Origin of the sequence: Pseudarthrobacter sp. NPDC092439, from assembly GCF_044754945.1 — a bacterium.
GTDB lineage: Bacteria > Actinomycetota > Actinomycetes > Actinomycetales > Micrococcaceae > Arthrobacter.
Genome location: NZ_JBIVQB010000002.1, coordinates 594,391 through 614,022, shown reverse-complemented (window position 1 = coordinate 614,022; position 19,632 = coordinate 594,391). Strand labels below are relative to the sequence as shown.

At 67.0% G+C, this 19,632-nt stretch carries 13 protein-coding genes; 8 read left to right on the top strand and 5 right to left on the bottom strand.

The features are described from left to right. Nucleotides 1–115 precede the first annotated feature (115 nt). On the top strand, nucleotides 116–2,032 hold the full coding sequence (locus ACIQCM_RS07690; protein WP_400605295.1) for an FAD-binding monooxygenase: 1,917 nt from the start codon (nucleotides 116–118) through the stop codon (nucleotides 2,030–2,032). On the opposite strand, the gene ACIQCM_RS07685 is transcribed toward ACIQCM_RS07690, so the two are convergent. From ACIQCM_RS07685 to ACIQCM_RS07675, 3 genes are all read right to left on the bottom strand, one after another. After that, a complete protein-coding gene (locus ACIQCM_RS07685) occupies nucleotides 2,008–2,859 on the bottom strand; it encodes a prephenate dehydratase (RefSeq protein WP_400605294.1) in 852 nt (283 codons plus the stop codon). The genes ACIQCM_RS07690 and ACIQCM_RS07685 overlap by 25 nt on opposite strands. Nucleotides 2,860–2,900: 41 nt before the next feature. Beyond that, the gene (locus tag ACIQCM_RS07680; RefSeq protein WP_400605467.1) at nucleotides 2,901–4,799 is read right to left on the bottom strand and encodes an amylosucrase; all 1,899 of its coding nucleotides are present in this window, start codon (nucleotides 4,797–4,799) and stop codon (nucleotides 2,901–2,903) included. 231 nt (nucleotides 4,800–5,030) lie between these two features. Next, nucleotides 5,031–5,699 carry a GntR family transcriptional regulator gene (locus ACIQCM_RS07675; RefSeq protein WP_400605292.1) on the bottom strand — a complete coding sequence of 223 codons (669 nt, stop codon included), beginning with the start codon at nucleotides 5,697–5,699 and terminating at the stop codon, nucleotides 5,031–5,033. Nucleotides 5,700–5,823: 124 nt separating this feature from the next. Between ACIQCM_RS07675 and glyA the strand changes: the two genes are divergently transcribed. From glyA to purU, 7 genes are read left to right on the top strand one after another with little or no spacing between them, the layout of a single operon-like run. Next, nucleotides 5,824–7,179 carry a serine hydroxymethyltransferase gene (glyA, locus tag ACIQCM_RS07670; RefSeq protein ID WP_400605290.1) on the top strand — a complete coding sequence of 452 codons (1,356 nt, stop codon included), beginning with the start codon at nucleotides 5,824–5,826 and terminating at the stop codon, nucleotides 7,177–7,179. Further along, nucleotides 7,176–8,396 (top strand): sarcosine oxidase subunit beta family protein, encoded by a 1,221-nt coding sequence (locus tag ACIQCM_RS07665; RefSeq protein ID WP_400605288.1) that lies wholly within the window; start codon nucleotides 7,176–7,178, stop codon nucleotides 8,394–8,396. The genes glyA and ACIQCM_RS07665 overlap by 4 nt, the downstream gene beginning before the upstream one ends. A 25-nt stretch (nucleotides 8,397–8,421) precedes the next feature. After that, a complete protein-coding gene (locus tag ACIQCM_RS07660; protein ID WP_400605286.1) occupies nucleotides 8,422–8,748 on the top strand; it encodes a sarcosine oxidase subunit delta in 327 nt (108 codons plus the stop codon). Continuing rightward, a complete protein-coding gene (locus ACIQCM_RS07655) occupies nucleotides 8,745–11,705 on the top strand; it encodes a sarcosine oxidase subunit alpha family protein (protein ID WP_400605284.1) in 2,961 nt (986 codons plus the stop codon). The genes ACIQCM_RS07660 and ACIQCM_RS07655 overlap by 4 nt, the downstream gene beginning before the upstream one ends. Then, on the top strand, nucleotides 11,698–12,348 hold the full coding sequence (locus ACIQCM_RS07650) for a sarcosine oxidase subunit gamma (protein WP_400605282.1): 651 nt from the start codon (nucleotides 11,698–11,700) through the stop codon (nucleotides 12,346–12,348). Before ACIQCM_RS07655 ends, ACIQCM_RS07650 begins: the two co-directional genes overlap by 8 nt. Beyond that, the gene (locus tag ACIQCM_RS07645; protein WP_400605280.1) at nucleotides 12,348–13,763 is read left to right on the top strand and encodes an L-serine ammonia-lyase; all 1,416 of its coding nucleotides are present in this window, start codon (nucleotides 12,348–12,350) and stop codon (nucleotides 13,761–13,763) included. The genes ACIQCM_RS07650 and ACIQCM_RS07645 overlap by 1 nt, the downstream gene beginning before the upstream one ends. Before the next feature lie 3 nt (nucleotides 13,764–13,766). Next, the gene (gene purU, locus ACIQCM_RS07640) at nucleotides 13,767–14,663 is read left to right on the top strand and encodes a formyltetrahydrofolate deformylase (protein ID WP_400605278.1); all 897 of its coding nucleotides are present in this window, start codon (nucleotides 13,767–13,769) and stop codon (nucleotides 14,661–14,663) included. Between the two features lie 141 nt (nucleotides 14,664–14,804). On the opposite strand, the gene ACIQCM_RS07635 is transcribed toward purU, so the two are convergent. Together ACIQCM_RS07635 and ACIQCM_RS07630 are read right to left on the bottom strand one after the other, a co-directional pair. Beyond that, the gene (locus tag ACIQCM_RS07635; protein ID WP_400605276.1) at nucleotides 14,805–18,452 is read right to left on the bottom strand and encodes a PQQ-binding-like beta-propeller repeat protein; all 3,648 of its coding nucleotides are present in this window, start codon (nucleotides 18,450–18,452) and stop codon (nucleotides 14,805–14,807) included. Further along, entirely contained in the window at nucleotides 18,449–19,567 is a 1,119-nt protein-coding gene (locus ACIQCM_RS07630; protein WP_400605274.1) for a HupE/UreJ family protein, read from the bottom strand. The genes ACIQCM_RS07635 and ACIQCM_RS07630 overlap by 4 nt, the downstream gene beginning before the upstream one ends. Nucleotides 19,568–19,632 lie beyond the last annotated feature (65 nt).

The following is a 19,632-nucleotide window of genomic DNA, read 5'->3' as shown; positions in this document are numbered from 1 at the left end:
CCTTGTCGCCCGCGTCACATCCGGCGTAAAGTTGGAAACCAGCCCAGCTATTTCTAATATCGAACCTGATGTTCTGATATCGAACAGAATCCGCCACAACGAAGTGAGGAAGCCCGTGCAGTTCCACCACCACGGCTACGTATCCGGTGACCCGCGGGTCCAGCCGGCCGCCGGCGTCGGCATCAACCGCCCTGAAGAACTTCCGGACGAAGTGGATGTGCTGATCGTTGGCACGGGCCCTGCCGGCATGCTTGCAGCCGCACAGCTCTCGATGTTCCCGGACGTCACCACGCGCATCGTTGAGCGGCGCCCGGGACGACTGGCCATCGGCCAGGCGGACGGCATCCAGGCGCGCAGCGTGGAGACGTTCCAGGCCTTCGGGTTCGCTGAGCGGATCACCGCCGAGGCCTACCGGATCACCGAGATGGCGTTCTGGAAGCCGGACCCCGCCAACCGCGCCAACATCGTCCGTGCCGCGCGCGCCGTGGATGACGAAATGGGCATCAGCGAGTTCCCGCACCTGATCGTCAACCAGGCCCGCGTGCTGGACTACTTCGCGGAATTTGCGGCCAACTCGCCGTCGCGCCTGAAGCCGGACTACGGCTACGAGTTCCAGGGCCTGGAGGTCGCTTCCCACGGGGAGTACCCGGTCACCGTCAGACTGCTCCGCACCGCCGGGCCGGACGAGGGCCAGGAGCGCGTTGTCCGCGCCAAGTACGTGGTGGGGGCCGACGGCGCACGCAGCAAGGTGCGCCAGGCCATCGGCTGCACCCTCGCCGGCGACCAGGCCAACCACGCCTGGGGTGTCATGGACACGCTCGCGGTGACCGATTTTCCGGACATCCGCACCAAGTGCGCCATCCAGGGTGAAAAAGGCAGCATCCTGCTTATTCCGCGCGAAGGCGGACACCTGTTCCGGATGTACGTGGATTTGGGGGAGGTGGACCCCGCGACCCACCATGCGGTGCGGAACACCGGCATCGACCAAATCATCCACAAGGCGAACGAGATTCTCCACCCCTACACCCTGGACGTCCGCAACGTCGCATGGCACAGCGTCTACGAGGTGGGCCACCGCCTCACTGACCGGTTCGACGACGTCCTGCCGGAGGACCGCGGCACCCGCACGCCGCGCGTCTTCATCACCGGCGATGCCTGCCACACGCACAGCGCCAAGGCCGGCCAGGGAATGAACGTGTCCATGCAGGACGGCTTCAACATCGCCTGGAAGCTCGGCCATGTCCTGGAGGGCCGCAGCCCGGAGAGCCTGCTGGCCACCTACTCCGCCGAACGCCAGGTGGTGGCGAAGAACCTCATCGACTTCGACAAGGAATGGTCATCCATGATGGCCAAGAAGCCCGAAGAGTTCGAACACCCCTCGGACCTGGAAGATTTCTACGTCCGCACCGCCGAATTCCCGGCCGGGTTCATGACCCAGTACGCCCCGTCCCTGATCGTCGGGACCGACGACCACCAGGGCCTGGCAACCGGCTTCCCCGTGGGCAAACGCTTCAAGTCCGCCCCCGTGGTCCGGGTGGCGGACACCAACCCGATCCACCTGGGCCACCACGCCACCGCGGACGGCCGCTGGCGGATCTACGTGTTTGCCGACCCGGCCCAGCCGGGAACCGGTTCGGCCACCGACATGCTGGCCGAATGGTTCGCCGGCTCGCCGGAATCACCGCTGGCCGCCACCCCGGCCGGGGCCGACCCGGATGCCTGGTTCGACCTGAAGGTCATCTACCAGCAGGGGCACACCGCCGTCGACATCAGCAAGGTTCCCGCGGTGTTCAAGCCGCAGGTGGGCCCGTTCAAGCTGACTGACTACGAGAAGGTCTACGGCACCGACCCCAACGCGGACATCTTCGACGAACGCGGCCTGGACCGGGCCGGCGTGGTGGTTGTTGTCCGTCCTGACCAGTACGTGGCGAATGTCCTGCCGCTGACCGCCACCGCGGAACTCGGGGCGTTTTTCGCCCAATTCCTGAAGCCCGGGCAGCAGCCGCGTCAGGCCGTGGCCGCCGCCCGATAGCCCGCCGCGGGGTACACGCCGAGGATCCGTACCTCGGTGGTGAAGAAGTCCAGCTCCTCGAGGGCCAGCTTCAGCGGCTGGTCCTCGGGGTGGCCTTCGACGTCGGCCATGAACATGGTGGCGGCGAACTCGTTACCCACCATGTAGCTCTCAAGGCGGGTCATGTTGACGCCGTTGGTGGCGAAACCGCCCAGCGCCTTGTACAGCGCGGACGGGACGTTGCGCACGCGGAACACAAAACTGGTGACTGCCGGTCCGGGAAGTTGAACCCTCGCCGGGAGTTCCTTTTCCCGGGCCAGGACCACGAAGCGGGTGGTGTTGGAGGGATCGTCCTCCACCCGGGACGCGAGGACTTCGAGGCCGTAGATCTGCGCGGCCAGTGGAGGAGCGAGGGAGAGCTTTCGGGGATCGTTCCACTCTGCGACTTCCCGCGCGGAACCTGCGGTGTCTCCGGCAATGACGGGTTTGAGGCCATGGTCCCGGATCAGCTTCCGGCATTGGCCCAGGGCGTGGATGTGGCTGTGCACCTCGGTGGCACCCTCGATGGTGCTGCCCGGAATCCCCAGCAGGTCAAAGTGGATGGGCAGGAAGTATTCGCCCACGATCTGCAGCTTGGACTGTGGCAGCAGGATATGGATGTCCGCCACCCGGCCGGCGATGGAGTTCTCGATCGGGATCATGGCCAGCTGGGCCTCGCCGCTGGACACGAGCTCAAACGCGTCCTCAAAGCTCGCGCAGGGGACGCTTTCCATGTCGGGGAACATCTGCTTGCACGCGATATTGGAGTTGGCGCCGGGCTCACCCTGGTACGCAATCTTGGAGGCCATGATCCGTATGGTTTCACGGGCCGACGCCCATTGGGAAAACGCTACAGCGGCGTGACACGCAGCCAGACGTACTGACGGGGCAGCAGGGTGATGCCCTCGTCCAGGTGCAGTGCGGCTTCGGAGAGGAGGTCGACGGCGGCGGGCGCGAACCCTGCGAAGGTCTCGGCGGGCAGGGCCTCGGGGGAGTCGCTGAAGTTGGCGAGGGCCAGCACCGTGCTGCTTTCTCCGGGCCGCTGGTAGCCGAGGACCGCACGGTCGCCGGTGTGGAAGTCCACCAGCCGGGTTCCGGCCAACTCCGGGGTGGCCGCGCGCACCGCAATCATCCGCTTCAGCCCGGCGAAGACTGCGCCCTCGGGAGTGGCCGGATCACTGCGGCGGGCGTAGTGGCGCGCCGGATAGTGGGGCCGGTGCACCCAGCGGCTGTCGGCGTCGTGCCCTTCCTCCAGGGCGTAGTTGTAGTCGTTAAGCTGCGCCACCTCGTCGCCCAGGTACAGCAGGGGGATGCCGCCGGTGCTGAAAGGCACCGAGTGGGCCAGGAGGATCCGCTCCACAGCCTCAGCAGGGTTGACCTCCATGCCGCAGAGGGACGCCGTCGTGCCTGAAATGCGGCAGTCCCCGGTCTTGGGATTGTCCTGGAAGGGGACGCCGCGGGCGAAACTGCCCGGGAAGCGGTTGACGTAGAAGGAGTTCAGGAAGCGGCGGTGGTCGAAGCCGTTGATGCCGAGCTCTGCGGCGTCCTCGTCGGCGAAGGTCCAGCCGATGTCGTCGTGGCTGCGGACGTAGTTCACCCAGGCGGTGCCGTCCGGGATGTTGTGCCGCCGCTCCAGCGCCTGGGCAAGAAGGGAGACGTCGCGGGTGGCCAGGGACTCCCAGATCAGCGCCATCTGGAGGGGGTTGTAGGAGAGCTGGCATTCGGCGGGATCGATGTAGCGGGCTACCTCGTCCGGGTGCACGATGGCCTCGGACTTGAACAGCAGCGACGGTGCGGCCAGCCGACAGACGGAATTGAAGGCTTGCAGCAGCGAGTGCGCCTCCGGCAGGTTCTCGCAGGTGGTGCCCAGCTGCTTCCAGATGAAGGCCACAGCGTCCATGCGCAGGATGTCCACGCCCTGGTTGGCCAGGAACAGCATCTCGCCCGCCATCGCGCGGAAGACGTCAGGGTTCGAGTAGTTCAGGTCCCACTGGTACGTGTGGAAGGTGGCCCAGACCCAGCGCCCGTCGGGCATCTGGATGAAGGAGCCGGGGTGGTTCTCCGGGAAGATCTCCCGGACGTTCTGCTCGAAGGCATCCGGCATGGTGCGGTCCGGGAAGATCCAGTAATAGTCGCTGTATTCGGGGTCGCCGGCTGCGGCCTTCCGCGCCCATTCGTGCTCATCCGAGGTGTGGTTGAAGATGAAGTCCACCACCAGGCTGATGCCGTTGCGCCGGAGTTCGGCGGCCAGCGACTTGAGCTGCTCCATGGTGCCCAGCCTCGGGTCAACCTGGCGGTAGCTGGAGACCGCATAACCGCCGTCCGAGTGCGGTTCGGGAGCCAGGAACAGCGGCATGAGGTGCAGGTAGGTCAGCCCCAGCTCCTTGAAGTAAGGAATGCGGGCGCGGACCCCCTCCAGGCTTTCGGCGTAGCGGTCCACGTAGCAGACGCCGCCAAGCATGGCGTTGGACTGGAACCAGCCGGTGTTGGTTTCCCTTTCGGCGTCCAGGGCTTTGAGGTCCTCGGGCCGCTCCTGCCAGGACCGGGCGCTCTGGACCACCAGCGCCGCGAGCTGGTCCAGCCAGTCCGGCCGGGATCCGTAAAGGGATTGGAATAGCCCGCGCAGTGTGGGGAAATGTTGGTCCAGGCGGCGGCGGAACGCCGGGTCCGGGGCCAGGCCATCCGCACCGTCCAGGGCGGCCAGGACGTGCTGCCGCGTCTTTTCATCCAGGCTGACGGATTCCTGCATGGCCATGGTCCCTTCCGGCGCGCCGGCGGATCCGGCGGAAACCTGTACCGGCAGTATTTCACGTCACACCGGGGCCGGGCGGGAGCCGTTTTCGACGCGCATATTTGTCGTCGACCCGGACTTGCACCGGCGCACCCCGTATACGGGGCGCGCCAGCGCACACGCGCGTCGGGAATGAGCCTGCGCGTCGGGAATGAGCCTGCGCGTCGAAATGAGGTTGGTCGTCGCGGCTCAGAGCACGCTGCGGATGGCCTCTTCGAAGCTGGTGACATGCTCCAGGGCCAGCGTGGCAGCCCGGTCCGCTTCGCCGTCGGCAATCGCCTCCAGCAGGGCCACATGCTCGGCCACGTGCTCAGCGACGGACGGGACCTTTTCCAGCACCATGCACCAGATGCGGGTGGCCAGGTTGTCGTAGCGGATTAGGACGTCCTCGAGGTGCGCGTTGGCGGCGGCCCGGTAGATCAGGCGGTGGACCTGGATGTCGTACCGCATGAGTTCGTACGGGTCGTCGCCATCCTGCATGCGGGCGATTGCCGCGGCGGTGTCGCGCAGTTCCGCGCGGAGGGCGGGGGTGGCCAGTTTCGCGGCGCGCCGGGCGGCCAGGGGTTCCAGCGCCTCCCGGAGTTCGGAGACGTCCGCGAGTTCGGTGATGTCGACGACGGTGGCGAACGTTCCGCGGCGCGGGTACGAGATCACCAGGTGGTCGGTTTCCAGGCGCTTGAGTGCCTCGCGCAGCGGCGTGCGCCCGATGCCCAGCTCGGCGGCCAGCCTGCCGTCGTTGATCGCTTCGCCGGGGCGGATTTCCAGCATGATGAGCCGGTCGCGCAAAGTGCGGTAGGCCTGCTCGGACAGGGAGGGTTCCGCGATTTCCGTCAGCTGGTTCCCTGGCGCCAGGCTCATGTGCGACTCCCAAAACTTTCTGTTGACTGCTGCGTGATCTACAACATACTATTGCGTCAGTTCTAATATATCAGTCGCGGATCAGTTGTTGATCAGCTCCCGGAAAGCTTCTGTAAGGAGAAACATGCAGAACGTACTCACTGCCCCCCTCGCCACGGTGGACGCAGATGTAGCTGCTGCCGTCGCGCAGGAACTGCACCGGCAGCAGGCCACGCTGGAAATGATCGCCTCGGAGAACTTCGCTCCCTCCGCCGTGATGGAAGCCCAGGGCTCGGTGCTGACCAACAAGTACGCCGAGGGCTACCCGGGCAAGCGCTACTACGGTGGCTGCGAGCACGTCGACGTCATCGAGCAGCTGGCCATCGACCGCGTGAAGACCCTGTTCGGTGCCGAATACGCCAACGTCCAGCCGCACTCCGGCGCCCAGGCCAACGCCGCCGCCATGTTCGCCCTGCTGAACCCGGGCGACACCATCCTGGGACTCTCCCTGGCCCACGGCGGCCACCTGACCCACGGCATGAAGATCAACTTCTCCGGCAAGCTCTACAACGTGGTTCCGTACCACGTCCGCGAAGAAGACCTCCGCGTCGATATGGCGGAAGTGGAAGCCCTGGCCCTGGAGCACAGGCCCAGGCTCATCGTGGCCGGTTGGTCCGCCTACTCCCGCCAGTTGGACTTCGCCGAGTTCCGACGCATCGCCGACCTGGTGGGCGCCTACCTCATGGTGGACATGGCCCACTTCGCCGGCCTGGTGGCCGCAGGGCTGCACCCCAACCCCGTCCCATTCGCGGACGTGGTGACCACCACCACCCACAAGACCCTGGGCGGCCCCCGCGGCGGGGTCATCCTGGCGAAGGAGGAGTACGCCAAGAAGATCAACAGTGCCGTCTTCCCCGGCCAGCAGGGCGGCCCGCTGGAACACGTCATTGCCGCCAAGGCCGTGGCCTTCAAGCTCGCCGGCACTCCCGAATTCGCGGAACGCCAGGCGCGCGTCCTGCAGGGTGCGCAGCTTCTGGCCGAGCGCCTGCTGCAGCCAGACGTCCAGGGTGCCGGGATCTCCGTGGTCAACGGCGGCACCGACGTGCACCTTGTCCTGGTGGACCTGCGCCACTCCGAACTGGACGGCCAGCAGGCCGAGGACGTCCTGCACCGCATCGGCATCACCGTCAACCGCAATGCCGTCCCCTTCGATCCCCGGCCGCCAATGGTCTCCTCCGGACTCCGGATCGGGACCCCGGCACTCGCCACCCGCGGCTTCGGTCCCGCCGAGTTCGCCGAAGTGGCGGACATCATCGCGACGGCGCTGGTCGCCGCAGCGGGCACCGGAACCAACGCGGCGGGCTCCCTTCCCGGGGACACCGCCGTCGGACTCCGCGCCCGCGTGACGGCCCTGGCCGGCCGCTTCCCGCTGTACCCGCACCTCAGCGACGACGCCGCCCTCGCCGCCGCAGAGGCAGACCTGATTGGAGCCGCCCAGTGAGCACCCAGCACCTTCCGGAACACCCGGAATTCCTCTGGCGGAACCCCGAACCCAAGTCCTCGTACGACGCCGTGATCGTCGGGGGCGGCGGGCACGGCCTGGCGACCGCCTACTTCCTGGCCAAGAACCACGGCATGACCAACATCGCCGTCCTGGAAAAAGGCTGGCTGGCCGGCGGCAACATGGCCCGGAACACCACCATCATCCGCTCCAACTACCTCTGGGACGAGAGCGCCGCCATCTATGAGCACGCCCTCAAGCTCTGGGAAATCCTGCCCGAGGAGCTCGAGTACGACTTCCTCTTCAGCCAGCGCGGCGTGATGAACCTGGCCCACACGCTGGGCGACGTCCGTGAAAGCATCCGGCGGGTGGGGGCCAACAAACTCAACGGCGTGGACGCGGAATGGCTGGACCCGCAGCAGGTCAAGGAACTCTGCCCCATCCTGAACATCAGCGACAACATCCGCTACCCCGTCATGGGCGCCACCTACCAGCCCCGCGCGGGCATCGCCAAGCACGACCACGTGGCCTGGGCCTTCGCCCGCAAGTGCGACGAATTGGGCGTGGACATCATCCAGAACTGCGAAGTCACCGGCTTCATCAAGGACGGCAACCGCGTCACTGGAGTCAAGACCAGCCGCGGCACCATCAACACCGAAAAGGTGGGGCTCTGCGCGGCCGGACACAGTTCGGTCCTGGCCGAGATGGCCGGATTCGAACTGCCCATCCAGTCCCACCCGCTGCAGGCCCTGGTCTCCGAACTGCACGAGCCGGTCCACCCCACGGTGGTCATGTCCAACCACGTGCACGTCTACGTTTCCCAGGCACATAAGGGCGAACTGGTCATGGGTGCCGGCGTCGATTCCTACAACGGCTACGGCCAGCGCGGCTCCTTCCACGTGATCGAGCAGCAGATGGCCGCCGCCGTCGAACTCTTCCCCATCTTCGCCCGTGCGCACGTGCTCCGGACCTGGGGCGGCATCGTGGACACCACCCTGGACGCGTCCCCGATCGTGGGTACCACTCCGGTGGAGAACATGTTCGTGAACTGCGGCTGGGGTACCGGCGGATTCAAGGGCACGCCCGCCGCCGGTGTCACCTTCGCCCACACCATCGCCACCGGGGCCCCGCACAAGCTGAACCAGCCGTTCTCGCTGGAGCGCTTCGAAACCGGCGCCCTCATCGACGAACACGGCGCCGCCGCCGTGGCCCACTAGCCGGCACCAGAAAAGGACTACGCACATGCTGCTGATCTCATGCCCCAACTGCGGCCCCCGGGATGAAACCGAATTCCACTATGGCGGCCAGGCCCACGTTGCCTACCCGGAAAACCCGGACGAACTGAACGACACGGAGTGGTCCCGCTACCTCTTCTACCGTGCGAACCCGAAGGGCACTTTCGCTGAGCGCTGGGTCCACAGCACCGGCTGCCGCCAGTGGTTCAACATGCTGCGCGACACCGCCAGCTATGACATCAAGGCCGTGTACCGCATGGGCACGCCCCGCCCCGACGCCGGCGGTTCCCGCACGGACACCACCCCCGCAGCCCCGGAAGGAGCAACCCGATGACTTCCCACAACCCCGCGACTTCCCAGAACGCCCGCCTGTCCACCGGCGGCCGCATCGACCGCACCATTTCCTGGCGTTTCACCGTTGACGGCGAGGAATTCACCGGCCACCCCGGTGACACGCTGGCCTCCGCACTGATCGCCAGCGGCCGCGTCGCCGTCGGCAGCTCCCTCTACGAGGACCGCCCCCGCGGCATCCTGGCCGCCGGCGTGGAGGAACCCAACGCCCTGGTCAAGATCGCTCCCCGCTTCCCGGGCCACGTGGCCGAGTCCATGCTCCCCGCCACCACCGTGTCCCTGGTGGACGGCCTGAAGGCTGAACTGCTGAACGGACTCGGCCGGCTGGACCCCGACGAGGACCGCGCCGAGTACGACAAGAAGTACGTCCACACCGACGTCCTGGTTGTCGGCGGCGGCCCCGCCGGCCTGGCCGCTGCCCGCGAAGCCGTCCGCACCGGCGCCCGCGTCATGCTGCTGGACGACCAGCCCGAGCTGGGCGGCTCGCTGCTCTCCGGCTCCACGTCGCCGGAGCTGGCCGAGACCATCGAGGGCAAGCCCGCCCTGGAATGGGTCGCTGACGTGGAGGCCGAGCTGGTCTCCACCGAGGACTGCACGGTCCTGAACCGCACCACGGCGTTCGGCGCGTACGATGCCAACTACGTCATTGCCGTGCAGAACCGCACCGACCACCTCCCCAGCCCCGCCGCCCCCGGCGTGTCCCGCCAGCGGATTTGGCACATCCGTGCCAAGCAGGTGGTGGTGGCCCCCGGCGCCCACGAGCGTCCGCTGGTGTTCGAGAACAACGACCGCCCGGGCATCATGCTCGCCTCGGCAGTGCGCAGCTACCTGAACCGGTACGCAGTGGCCGCCGGCCAGCGCGTGGTCATCAGCACCACCAATGACAGCGCCTACGCCCTGGCCGCGGACCTCCAGGCTGCCGGTGTCAAGGTGGCCGCCGTCGTGGACGCCCGGCCGCAGATCTCCCCGGCGGCAGCCGCCGCCGTCGAGGCAGGCACCCGGGTGCTGATCGGCAGCGCCGTTGCCAACACCTCGGCAGATGCGGACGGCCGCCTCAACGGCGTCACCATCCGCAGCATCAACGACGACGGCGAGCTCACCTCGGGCGTCGAGCAGATGGCCTGCGACCTGCTGGCCGTGTCCGGCGGCTGGAGCCCGCTGGTGCACCTGCACTCCCAGCGCCAGGGCAAGCTGCGCTGGGACGAGGACCTGGCCGCGTTCGTGCCGGGCACAGTGGTCCCCAACCAGCAGACCATTGGCTCCGGCCGCGGCTCCTTCGCCACCCAGGACTGCCTCGCCGAAGGGATTTCCGCGGGCGCGTCCGCAGCCATCGCCGCCGGCTTCAGCTCAGCGGTCGAGCCGTCCCCGCTGGGCGAACCGAAGGCCGCCGCACCCACCCGCCAGCTGTGGCTGGTCCCGGGCGAGAACGGCACCCCGGATGACTGGCACCACCACTTCGTGGACTTCCAGCGCGACCAGTCCGTGGCGGACGTCCTGCGCTCCACCGGAGCCGGCATGCGCTCGGTGGAGCACATCAAGCGATACACCTCCATCAGCACCGCCAACGACCAGGGCAAGACCTCCGGCGTCAACGCGATCGGCGTGATCGCCGCGGCGCTTCGCACGGCCGGCGAAGCCTCCCGGGGCATCGGTGAGATCGGCACCACCACCTACCGCGCCCCGTTCACGCCCGTGGCCTTCGCCGCGCTGGCAGGGCGCCAGCGCGGCGAGCTCTTCGACCCCGCCCGCATCACCTCCATCCACCCGTGGCACGTAGCCAAAGGCGCGCTGTTCGAGGATGTGGGGCAGTGGAAGCGGCCCTGGTACTACCCGCAGGCCGGGGAAGACATGGACGCAGCCGTCCTGCGCGAGTGCGCCGCCGTCCGCGAGTCCGTGGGCTTCATGGACGCCACCACGCTGGGCAAGATCGAGATCCGCGGCAAGGATGCGGGGGAGTTCCTGAACCGGGTCTACACCAACGCGTTCAAGAAGCTCGCCCCCGGCTCCGCCCGTTACGGTGTCATGTGCCTGGCTGACGGCATGATTTTCGACGACGGCGTGACCCTCCGCCTGGACGAGGACACCTACTTCATGACCACCACCACCGGCGGCGCCGCCAAGGTGCTGGACCACCTGGAGGAGTGGCTGCAGACCGAGTGGCCGGAACTCGACGTGCACTGCACCTCGGTGACGGAACAGTGGAACACCATTGCCGTCGTCGGGCCCAAATCCCGTGAGGTACTCGCCAAGGTGGCACCGGAACTGGCGGCCAACGGCGGACTGGAGGCTGAGGCGTTCCCGTTCATGACGTTCCGGGAAACCACGCTGGCCTCCGGGGTCCGTGCCCGGGTCTGCCGGATTTCGTTCTCCGGTGAGCTGGCGTACGAAATCAACGTCCCGGCCTGGTACGGGCTCAACACCTGGGAGGCGGTTGCGGCCGCGGGTGCCGAATTCAACATCACCCCTTACGGCACCGAAACCATGCACGTGCTGCGTGCCGAAAAGGGCTACCCGATCGTGGGGCAGGACACTGACGGCACCATAACCCCGCAGGATGCAGGCATGGAATGGATCATCTCCAAGGCCAAGGATTTCATCGGCAAGCGCTCCTACTCCCGGTTGGACACCCGGCGCGCAGACCGCAAACACCTGGTCAGCGTCCTTCCCGTGGACGGCGCGCTCCGCCTCCCGGAAGGCACCCAGCTCGTGGAAAAGGGGCGCTCCACCAACCCGGCCTACGGGCCGGTACCCATGGAGGGCTTCGTCACCTCCAGCTACCACAGTGCAGCGCTGGGCCGGTCGTTCGGCCTGGCCCTGATCAAGAACGGCCGCAACCGCATCGGCGAGACCCTGGTGGCCGCCGCGGGTGACCAGCTGGTTGACGTTGTCGTGGCAGAAACCGTGCTTTTTGACCCTGAAGGGACCCGCAAAGATGGCTGAGACAGCAGCATCCCCCACTGCCCCGCAGAACTCGGCAGACAAGAACCTGGCCGCCCGCGTAAGCCCGGCTGGCAGCCTGAAGGACGCCTTCACGGCAGGCTCCCTGGCGGGAACCGTGGAAATTAGGGAACTGCCCTACCTGACCATGGCGGGCCTCCGGGCCGACGTCCGCAGCGACACCGCGCAGCGGCTGGCGGCTGTCACGGGAGGACTGCCGGCCGGCTCCGGTTCCGTGGTGGTTCACGGTGACACCGCGGTGTTATGGCTGGGACCGGCCGAATTCCTGGTGGTGGCTCCCACCGAGGCGCACGAGTCCCTGGGCGGGGACCTCCTTCCCGCCCTGCGGGAAGCGCTGGGCGGGGACGCGGGCCAGGTGGTGGACCTCTCCGCCAACCGCACCACATTCGAACTGACCGGCCCCCGGGCCCGGGCAGTGCTGGAAAAGGGATGCTCGCTGGATCTGCACCCGCGGGTGTTCAAGGCCGGGACCGCCTTCTCCACGGAAATCGCGAACATCCCCGCGATCCTGTGGAAGGCCGGCGAGGAAACGTTCCGGATCTTCCCGCGGGCTTCGTTCGCCGAGTTCCTGGGCCGCTGGCTCCTGGACGCCATGCGGGAGTATGCCTCACCAGAGGTTCCCTGATGGCCCTTAGCGTCCTGGACCTGTTTTCCGTCGGCATCGGGCCCTCGTCCTCGCACACGGTGGGCCCGATGCGGGCGGCGAAGCTTTTCGCCGACGGCCTCAAGGCGGACGGACTGCTGGCCGCCACGGCCAGGGTGCAGTCGGAGCTCTTCGGGTCCCTGGGCGCCACCGGCCGCGGGCACGGTTCCGACAAGGCCGTGGTCCTGGGGCTGCAGGGCCTGGAGCCGGAGACCGTGAACACCTTTACGGCCGATGACCAGGTGGCGGCCGCAGCTTTGGACGCCGAACTCCACATCGCCGGCACGCACCGGGTGGACTTCAACTGGGAAGAGGACGTGGTGCTGCATCGGCGCAAGTCCCTCCCGGCCCACCCGAACGGCATGACCTTCCGGGCGCTGGACCACGCCGGCGCCGTGCTGGCCGAGCGGAGCTTCTACTCCATCGGCGGCGGTTTCGTGGTGGACGGCGACGCCGAAGGGGCGGACAAGGTGGTGGCCGATGACACCGTGCTGCCCTATCCCTTCTCCACGGCGGACGAACTGCTGGAGGTGTGCCGCCGCGAGGGCATGTCCATTTCCGACGTCATGCTGGCCAACGAACTCACCTGGCGCAGTGAAGCGGAACTCCGGAAGGAGCTGCTGGGGCTCTGGGCCGTGATGCGCCAATGCGTGGAGAACGGCTGCAACGCGGAGGGCATCCTGCCCGGTGGCTTGAAAGTGACCAGGCGCGCACCCGCGCTGTTCCGCACCCTGGCGGCCTCGGCCGCCACCGCGGAAGCCGCGGCAGCATCGCCGTCGCCCGTTAGAGCGCCGGCCGATCCGCTGCTGGCGATGGAATGGGTGAACCTGTTCGCGCTCGCCGTCAACGAGGAAAATGCGGCCGGCGGGCGGATCGTCACCGCCCCCACCAACGGTGCGGCAGGGATCGTTCCTGCCGTCCTGCACTACTACGTGAAGTTTGTTCCCGGAGCGGACGACGACGGCGTGGTCCGCTTCCTCCTGGCGGCGGCCGCCGTCGGGATTCTTTTCAAGACGAATGCCTCCATCTCGGGCGCCGAGGTGGGGTGCCAGGGCGAAGTGGGGTCCGCCTGCTCGATGGCTGCGGCCGGGCTCTGCGAAGTGCTCGGCGGGACGCCAGCGCAGGTGGAGAACGCCGCCGAGGTGGGGATTGAGCACAACCTGGGCCTCACCTGCGATCCCGTGGGCGGGCTGGTACAGATTCCCTGCATCGAGCGGAACGCCATCGCCAGCGTCAAGGCGATCAACGCGGCCCGGCTGGCCCTGCACGGGGACGGCAGCCACAAGGTATCCCTGGATAAAGCCATCAAGACCATGCGCGACACAGGAGCTGACATGAAAACCAAGTACAAGGAAACCTCCCGGGGCGGCCTGGCCGTGAATGTGATCGAGTGCTGAGCCATGACTGTTACTGAAACCTCCATCCCCGCACCCAAGGCCCCTACCACCGTGGAGCACGTCCTGACCCTGGACTGCCCGGAAGGGCCGGGCATCGTGCACGCGGTCTCCGGCTTCCTGCTGGAACACGGCTGCGACATCATCGACAACAAACAGTTCGGGGAACGCTCCGAAGGGCACTTTTTCATGCGCGTGCATTTCGCGTCCGAAGGAGACGAATCCACCCTGGACGTCCTCCGTGACTCCTTTGCCCCGGTGGCGGAGCGCTTCGGCATGCGTTGGCAGCTGGAACGGCAAGGGTCCAAGCGCCGCGTGCTGATCATGGTCTCCAAGTTCGGGCACTGCCTGAACGACCTGCTGTTTCGGGCCCGGAGCGGCGAGCTGCCCGTGGACGTGGTGGCCGTGGTTTCCAACCACCGGGACCACCAGGCCCTGGTGGAATGGCACGGCATCCCGTTCCACCACGTCCCGGTCACGGCGGAGACCAAGCCGGCGGCGGAAGCTGCGCTGATGGCCCTGGTGGACGGGCTGGACGTTGAGCTGGTGGTGTTGGCGCGCTACATGCAGGTGCTCAGCGACAACCTGACCCGGAAGCTGGATGGCCGGGCCATCAACATCCACCACTCGTTCCTGCCGAGCTTCAAGGGCGCCAAGCCGTACCACCAGGCCTACGCGCGCGGGGTCAAGACCGTCGGCGCCACCGCCCACTACGTCAATGCGGAACTCGATGAGGGGCCAATCATTTCCCAGCAGGTGGTGGACGTGGACCACACGTACGGGCCTGAGGACCTGGTGGCCGCCGGCCGCGACACCGAGTGCAAGGCCCTCTCCAACGCCGTCCGATGGCACTGCGAGGGCCGGGTCATCCTGCAGGGCAACAGGACGGTGGTGCTGCGGTAGGTTGGCGGACTCGCAAAGGGACTGCGGCTACGGAAACGGGGACTGCGGCTACGGAAACGGTCCGGGGACACGTGGATCCACGCGTCCCCGGACCGTTTGCGCGTCCGGTTACGAAAGCTGACGCTGGGAGCGTCGGACTGGCTACTGCCCGGCGAGCTGATCCAGGACGGCGAACGGGTTCTGGGTCCCGCTGTTCGCTGCCACCACGATCCTGCGTTCCAGGACATGGCTGCCGCCGGCCGGGATCTCCACCTGGAACTTGCTCATGATCCAGTTACGGAAGCCGTACCCGGTGAAGGATCCGCTTTCAGCCGTGTAGACGAGGCCGTAAGTTTGCTGGTCCGCGCCTGTGCCGGTTTGGCCGATCCACCGGCCGTTGGGCTCGTAGGCCGCGGCGGTGCCCGTGTCGATGACCGGGTGGCCCGCCACTCCGCTGCGCTGTCCGGTGCCGTCATGGTCCATGGCGTCACCAACCCAGAGCGGGAGCGCAGCCCCGGATGTGTTTCGGAATTCCGATTTCGCGGTGATCCACTGGTCGTCTGCATTGGCCGAGTAGGTGGTGGTCACTACGAGTCCCGGGTACTCGGCGGACGTGCCCGAGGCCCGTACAACGGCCCGTTCGCCGGTGTTCTCGACGATCTCCACGGACTCTGTCCGGACCTGGGTCTGTGCCCACGCGTTCCCGCCGGTTGGCTCCGACGATGTCACGTAGGGCAGGTTGATCCAGTCCAGTTGGTCGGGCTGCCCGGTGAGGGCCATGTCCAGCGGCTTGCCCGTGGTGGACTGGTCCAGCTGGGGGTCGTTGAAGACCTTGGAGATGGCGAGGGCCAACTTCCTGTTCTCGATCACGATGTCCTGGACGCCGCCTTCAACGAGGCCGCCGGCCAGTCGTTTCCCTGTGCCGGCGTCCACGCTGACCGGCCGCATTTCGAGGTCGACGGTGGGGGATTGCCCCGCCGCGACATCGATCTGCTTGGCGGCCGTGGCTGAACCGAGCCTGGCTGCCTGCACAGTGTATGTTCCGGCGCCCTTTTCAAGGCCCAGCCGGTACGTTCCGTCAGTTGCCGTGGTGGTGGTGCCGGCAAGGGCGCCGTCGCGGAGTACTTGCACTCCCACCCCGGCCGCCGGCTGCCCGGTGGCAGCGTCGGTTACGGTTCCGGCAACGGTGGACCAGCGCGTTGAGGCCGTCCCGCCGGGGGTGAAGGCGTAGAGGTTACCGTCCAGGGCGCCTGCCACCACCGTGTTCCCGCTGACTGCGGGGCCTGCGGCGACCCAGGTGCCGACGTTGTGCTGCCAGAGCGGCTGTCCCGTCCGGGAGTCCAGTGCGTAGAAGTTGCCGTTGTTGGCTCCGACGAAGAGGGTATCGCCGCTCAGTACGGGAGAGGTGTGCACGCCGCCGCGGTACTTTTCCCCTGGCAGCAACCGGTCCCAGAGCACAGCGCCGGTGGTGGCGTCCAGTGCGGTCACGGCACCGGAGGGGAAACCCATGTAGACAGTGTTTCCGGCAATGGTCGGCGCCGCCGGGGTGGCGTTGCCGTTGACCAGCGAGGGGTGCTGGCTCCGATAGGTCCAAAGGGTCTGGCCCGTAGCGCCGTCCCGGGCAATGATCCCGTTGCCGGAGCCAATGTAGACGCGGCCGCCGGCCGCTGAAGGGATGCCGTCCTGCCAGCCGCCGAGGGTCGCGGCGCCGGTCCACAGTGCCTTGCCTGTGGCGAGGTCGTAGGCCATGACGCGGTCAGCGGTCTGGTTGCCCACATACACGCGGCCGTCAGCCACTGCGGGCGTCCCGTCACTCATGGTGCTGCCACTCATCGGTGAAGCCCATACGCGGTTGCCGGTCTTCACGTCCAGCGCGATCAGCAGCCCCTGCTTCGCCTCGCCGTGGCGGGTCTGGTAGGGGTAGAGGACCTTGCCGTCGGCCACGGTGACGCCGTAGTAGCCGTACGTGCGCTGGTTGTAGTTTTCGGGTGCAGGCTCGGGATCGTGCTGCCACATCAGCTGCCCGGACGCAGCGTCGACGGCGAAGAGGCTGCCGCGGAGAGTGGGAACGAAAACCAGGCCCTCGGACACGGCGATGCTTCCGTGCACCGATGACGGCACCTTATAGGTCCAAAGCTGCTTGCCCGTGGCCTGGTCCACCGCGTGGACGGCGCTGTTGCCGTCCCCGTTTTCGTCGCGGGTACCGGCGTAGACCACGCCGTTGACGATGGCGGGTGAACCTGTCAGGAAGGTCCCTTCCGTCCGGTAGGACCACGCGAGCCGCTGCCCGGCAGCGATGCGGTCTGCCGCCACGCCCGTGTGCCCCTGGTCGCCGTGGTGCTGCGACCAGTCGGCGCCCTTCAGGGGGATGATCGCCTTGTCGGCCGTGAAGGTGAAGGTTGAGGTCTTGGTCCAGGACGCGCCGGTGGCGTCTGTGGCCCGTACCTCGACCGTGTGTTTGCCGGCGTTCCTCAGGTCGCCCTGCAGGTCGGAGTGCCAGGTGAATTGGCCCGTTGCTGCCAGCGGGCGCCAGTTGCCGCCGTCGAGCCTGAACTCGGCTTTCACCGGGGCATCCGTCGTGTCATAGGCGTTGGCCTGGATTCCCGGGAACCTGTCCAGCGGGATGCTGCTGCCGTCCGCCGGGCTGGTGATGGTGAGGTCCTTTTCCGCACCATACATGCGGAAGGGATTCTCGAAGGACTCGTCCGTCATGGAAATGTAGCGGAAACCGCGGGGCGAGTTATCGATGGAGTACGAGCTCGACGTCGTCTGGATGTGCTTCGCCGTGCCTGCGAAGGCACTGTCCGGCTCGACGTCGTTGGAGTGTTCGTGGCCCACGAGGATGAGCTGCGCCTTGTACTGCTCCAGCAGGGCGCCGTACTGGTCGTAGATGTTCTGCGAGCCGAGGGGAACGTTCATCGGCTGGTGGGTCAGGACCACCAGCTCCTTGTCCCCGACGTTCTTCGCCAGGTCTTCCTTTGCCCACGCGAGCTGCTCGTCGAAAGGTGCGCTGCCGTTGTTTTCCAGCACGATGAAGTGGCGGTTCCCGTAGTCGAAGGAGTACCACTCCGGGCCCACATGGTTCCGGTAGTTGTTGATGCGGTTGGCGTACCCCGTTCCGGCGGAGTATTCATGGTTGCCGACGGCGGGCCATACCGGAACCTTGGACAGGGATGTTGCCGCCTTGAACGCTTTGAATTCCGCGTCCGTTGCGTTATTCGTGAGGTCACCGCTGACCTGGATAAAACCAACGTCCTGACCGGTGGCGTTGATTTCCTGGATCTGCTCCGGCAGATCGGCATTGACGTGGGGATCGGCGATGTTGCCGAAAGTGAAGTTGCTGCGCGCCGCGTCCGCGTCCTTCGTCAGGGCGAAGTCTGCAGTTTTCTGCTCATCGGCGGCAAGCGTGCCGAGGTTGCGGTAGAAGCGGGGCGCCATGAATTCGTCGGTACCCACGGAGTATCCGGCGGGCTGGCTGACGAACACCAGGTCCGTGTTCCGGCGCTCGGTACGGGTTTCCAGGCGATACCGGCCATATGCGTCCGTCACCACGATGGTGGCACCGTCCGAAACCGAGACCCCCGGGAGAACAGGCTCGCCCGGGTCGAAGGCGTCGTTTCCGTTGCGGTCCTCGAAGACCGTACCGGAAACTATGGCGGCGGCAGGATTAAGAGCTTCGTCGACGGCGGAGCTCACCGGGGCGGCGACGACCAGGCCGCCAAGGGCGGCTGTGCCGGCGTACAGGGCCAGCCGCAGGCGGCGCGTGCCGGAACCCGTGCGGGGACAGGGTACCGGGGGTGTGGGTTTCATGCGAGTAAGAACCTTTCAATGAACCAGAAGAGGCCAACAGCTGCGACCGTGGCGGTCGCCCCACGCAACACCGGGACCGACCAGCGGAGTCGGCGTGCGAGCAGGATCAGGGGAAAAGCGGCGAGGAGCAGGAAGGCCTGGCCTGCCTCGATGCCGATATTGAAGCTGAGCAGGGACGTGACCAGGCTCCAGCTGAACTCATCGGTGACACGGAGGGAGCCGGCGAACCCCAGCCCGTGCAGCAGGCCGAAGACAAACACCGCCGGCAGCCTTCGGCGTGTGGCACCCAGCAGGTTTTCGGCGGCGACGAACGCGATGGATAACGCAATCAACGGCTCTACGACTTCGGCCGGGAGGCGGATCCAACCGAGGAGGGCGCTGATCAGGGTGATGCTGTGCGCCAGGGTGAACATGGAGACCACTCCGAGCAGGCTCCGCACGTTGGCGGCGCCCAGGGCCAGGGCGACAACGAACAGCACGTGGTCCAGGCCGGACAGGATATGTTCCACGCCCATGGCGGCGAACCGCGCAGCTGCCCTTGCCGCTGACCCCTCGCCGACAGCGAGTTCAGCGTTGCTGCCATCCAGGACCGCCTGGCCTTCGACGCCGCCCAGGCGGTAGTTCACGATGTTTGAATGGTCGTCCGCCACCGCATCCGTTTCCCGGAAGACGCCGTACTTAATCAGGTAGGAACCAGCGGAGGCCCCGCAGCTGTACTCCAGCTTCAGTTCGGCGTAGGGAACGCCGTCCCGGTTTTTGATGTCGGTGCCGGCCAGGTCCGGCTGGCACGCCGCCCCGTCGAGGAAGAGGGTTATTCGGTCGGCCAGGTAGGCCTCGAGATTGCCTCGGCCTGCTGTCAGGGCAGCCTTTTGCCGGGTCTCATCGCTGGCGGAGACCGCATCCGGGCCGAGGTCGACTGCGCGCGCCAGCATCGCGTATTCGAGGCTGAGGTCGTAGGAAACCGAGGGCCCGTCGGCGGTGACGCGTGAATACCCCGTTGAGTCCCGGACGTGGGCTGACGCGGGTAGGATCCCGGTTCCCAGGAAAGCAATGATCAACAAAAGGAGTCCGGCGCTTCGGCGCAGCAGCGGCAGGGGTGACACGGGGGTGCTCAATTCGCGGGGCAGGGTGATGGGTATGCCCAGTCCATACCTGTTGGTTAACCGGCCTCCGAATACGG

What these genes read in the sequence shown, in the direction of transcription:
- ACIQCM_RS07685 (WP_400605294.1), bottom strand. Translation starts at nt 2,859, where the DNA reads ATGGCCTCCAAGATTGCGTACCAGGGTGAGCCCGGCGCCAACTCCAAT.
- ACIQCM_RS07680 (WP_400605467.1), bottom strand. Translation starts at nt 4,799, where the DNA reads ATGCAGGAATCCGTCAGCCTGGATGAAAAGACGCGGCAGCACGTCCTG.
- ACIQCM_RS07675 (WP_400605292.1), bottom strand. Translation starts at nt 5,699, where the DNA reads ATGAGCCTGGCGCCAGGGAACCAGCTGACGGAAATCGCGGAACCCTCC.
- glyA (WP_400605290.1), top strand. Translation starts at nt 5,824, where the DNA reads ATGCAGAACGTACTCACTGCCCCCCTCGCCACGGTGGACGCAGATGTA.
- ACIQCM_RS07660 (WP_400605286.1), top strand. Translation starts at nt 8,422, where the DNA reads ATGCTGCTGATCTCATGCCCCAACTGCGGCCCCCGGGATGAAACCGAA.
- ACIQCM_RS07655 (WP_400605284.1), top strand. Translation starts at nt 8,745, where the DNA reads ATGACTTCCCACAACCCCGCGACTTCCCAGAACGCCCGCCTGTCCACC.
- ACIQCM_RS07650 (WP_400605282.1), top strand. Translation starts at nt 11,698, where the DNA reads ATGGCTGAGACAGCAGCATCCCCCACTGCCCCGCAGAACTCGGCAGAC.
- ACIQCM_RS07645 (WP_400605280.1), top strand. Translation starts at nt 12,348, where the DNA reads ATGGCCCTTAGCGTCCTGGACCTGTTTTCCGTCGGCATCGGGCCCTCG.
- purU (WP_400605278.1), top strand. Translation starts at nt 13,767, where the DNA reads ATGACTGTTACTGAAACCTCCATCCCCGCACCCAAGGCCCCTACCACC.
- ACIQCM_RS07635 (WP_400605276.1), bottom strand. Translation starts at nt 18,452, where the DNA reads ATGAAACCCACACCCCCGGTACCCTGTCCCCGCACGGGTTCCGGCACG.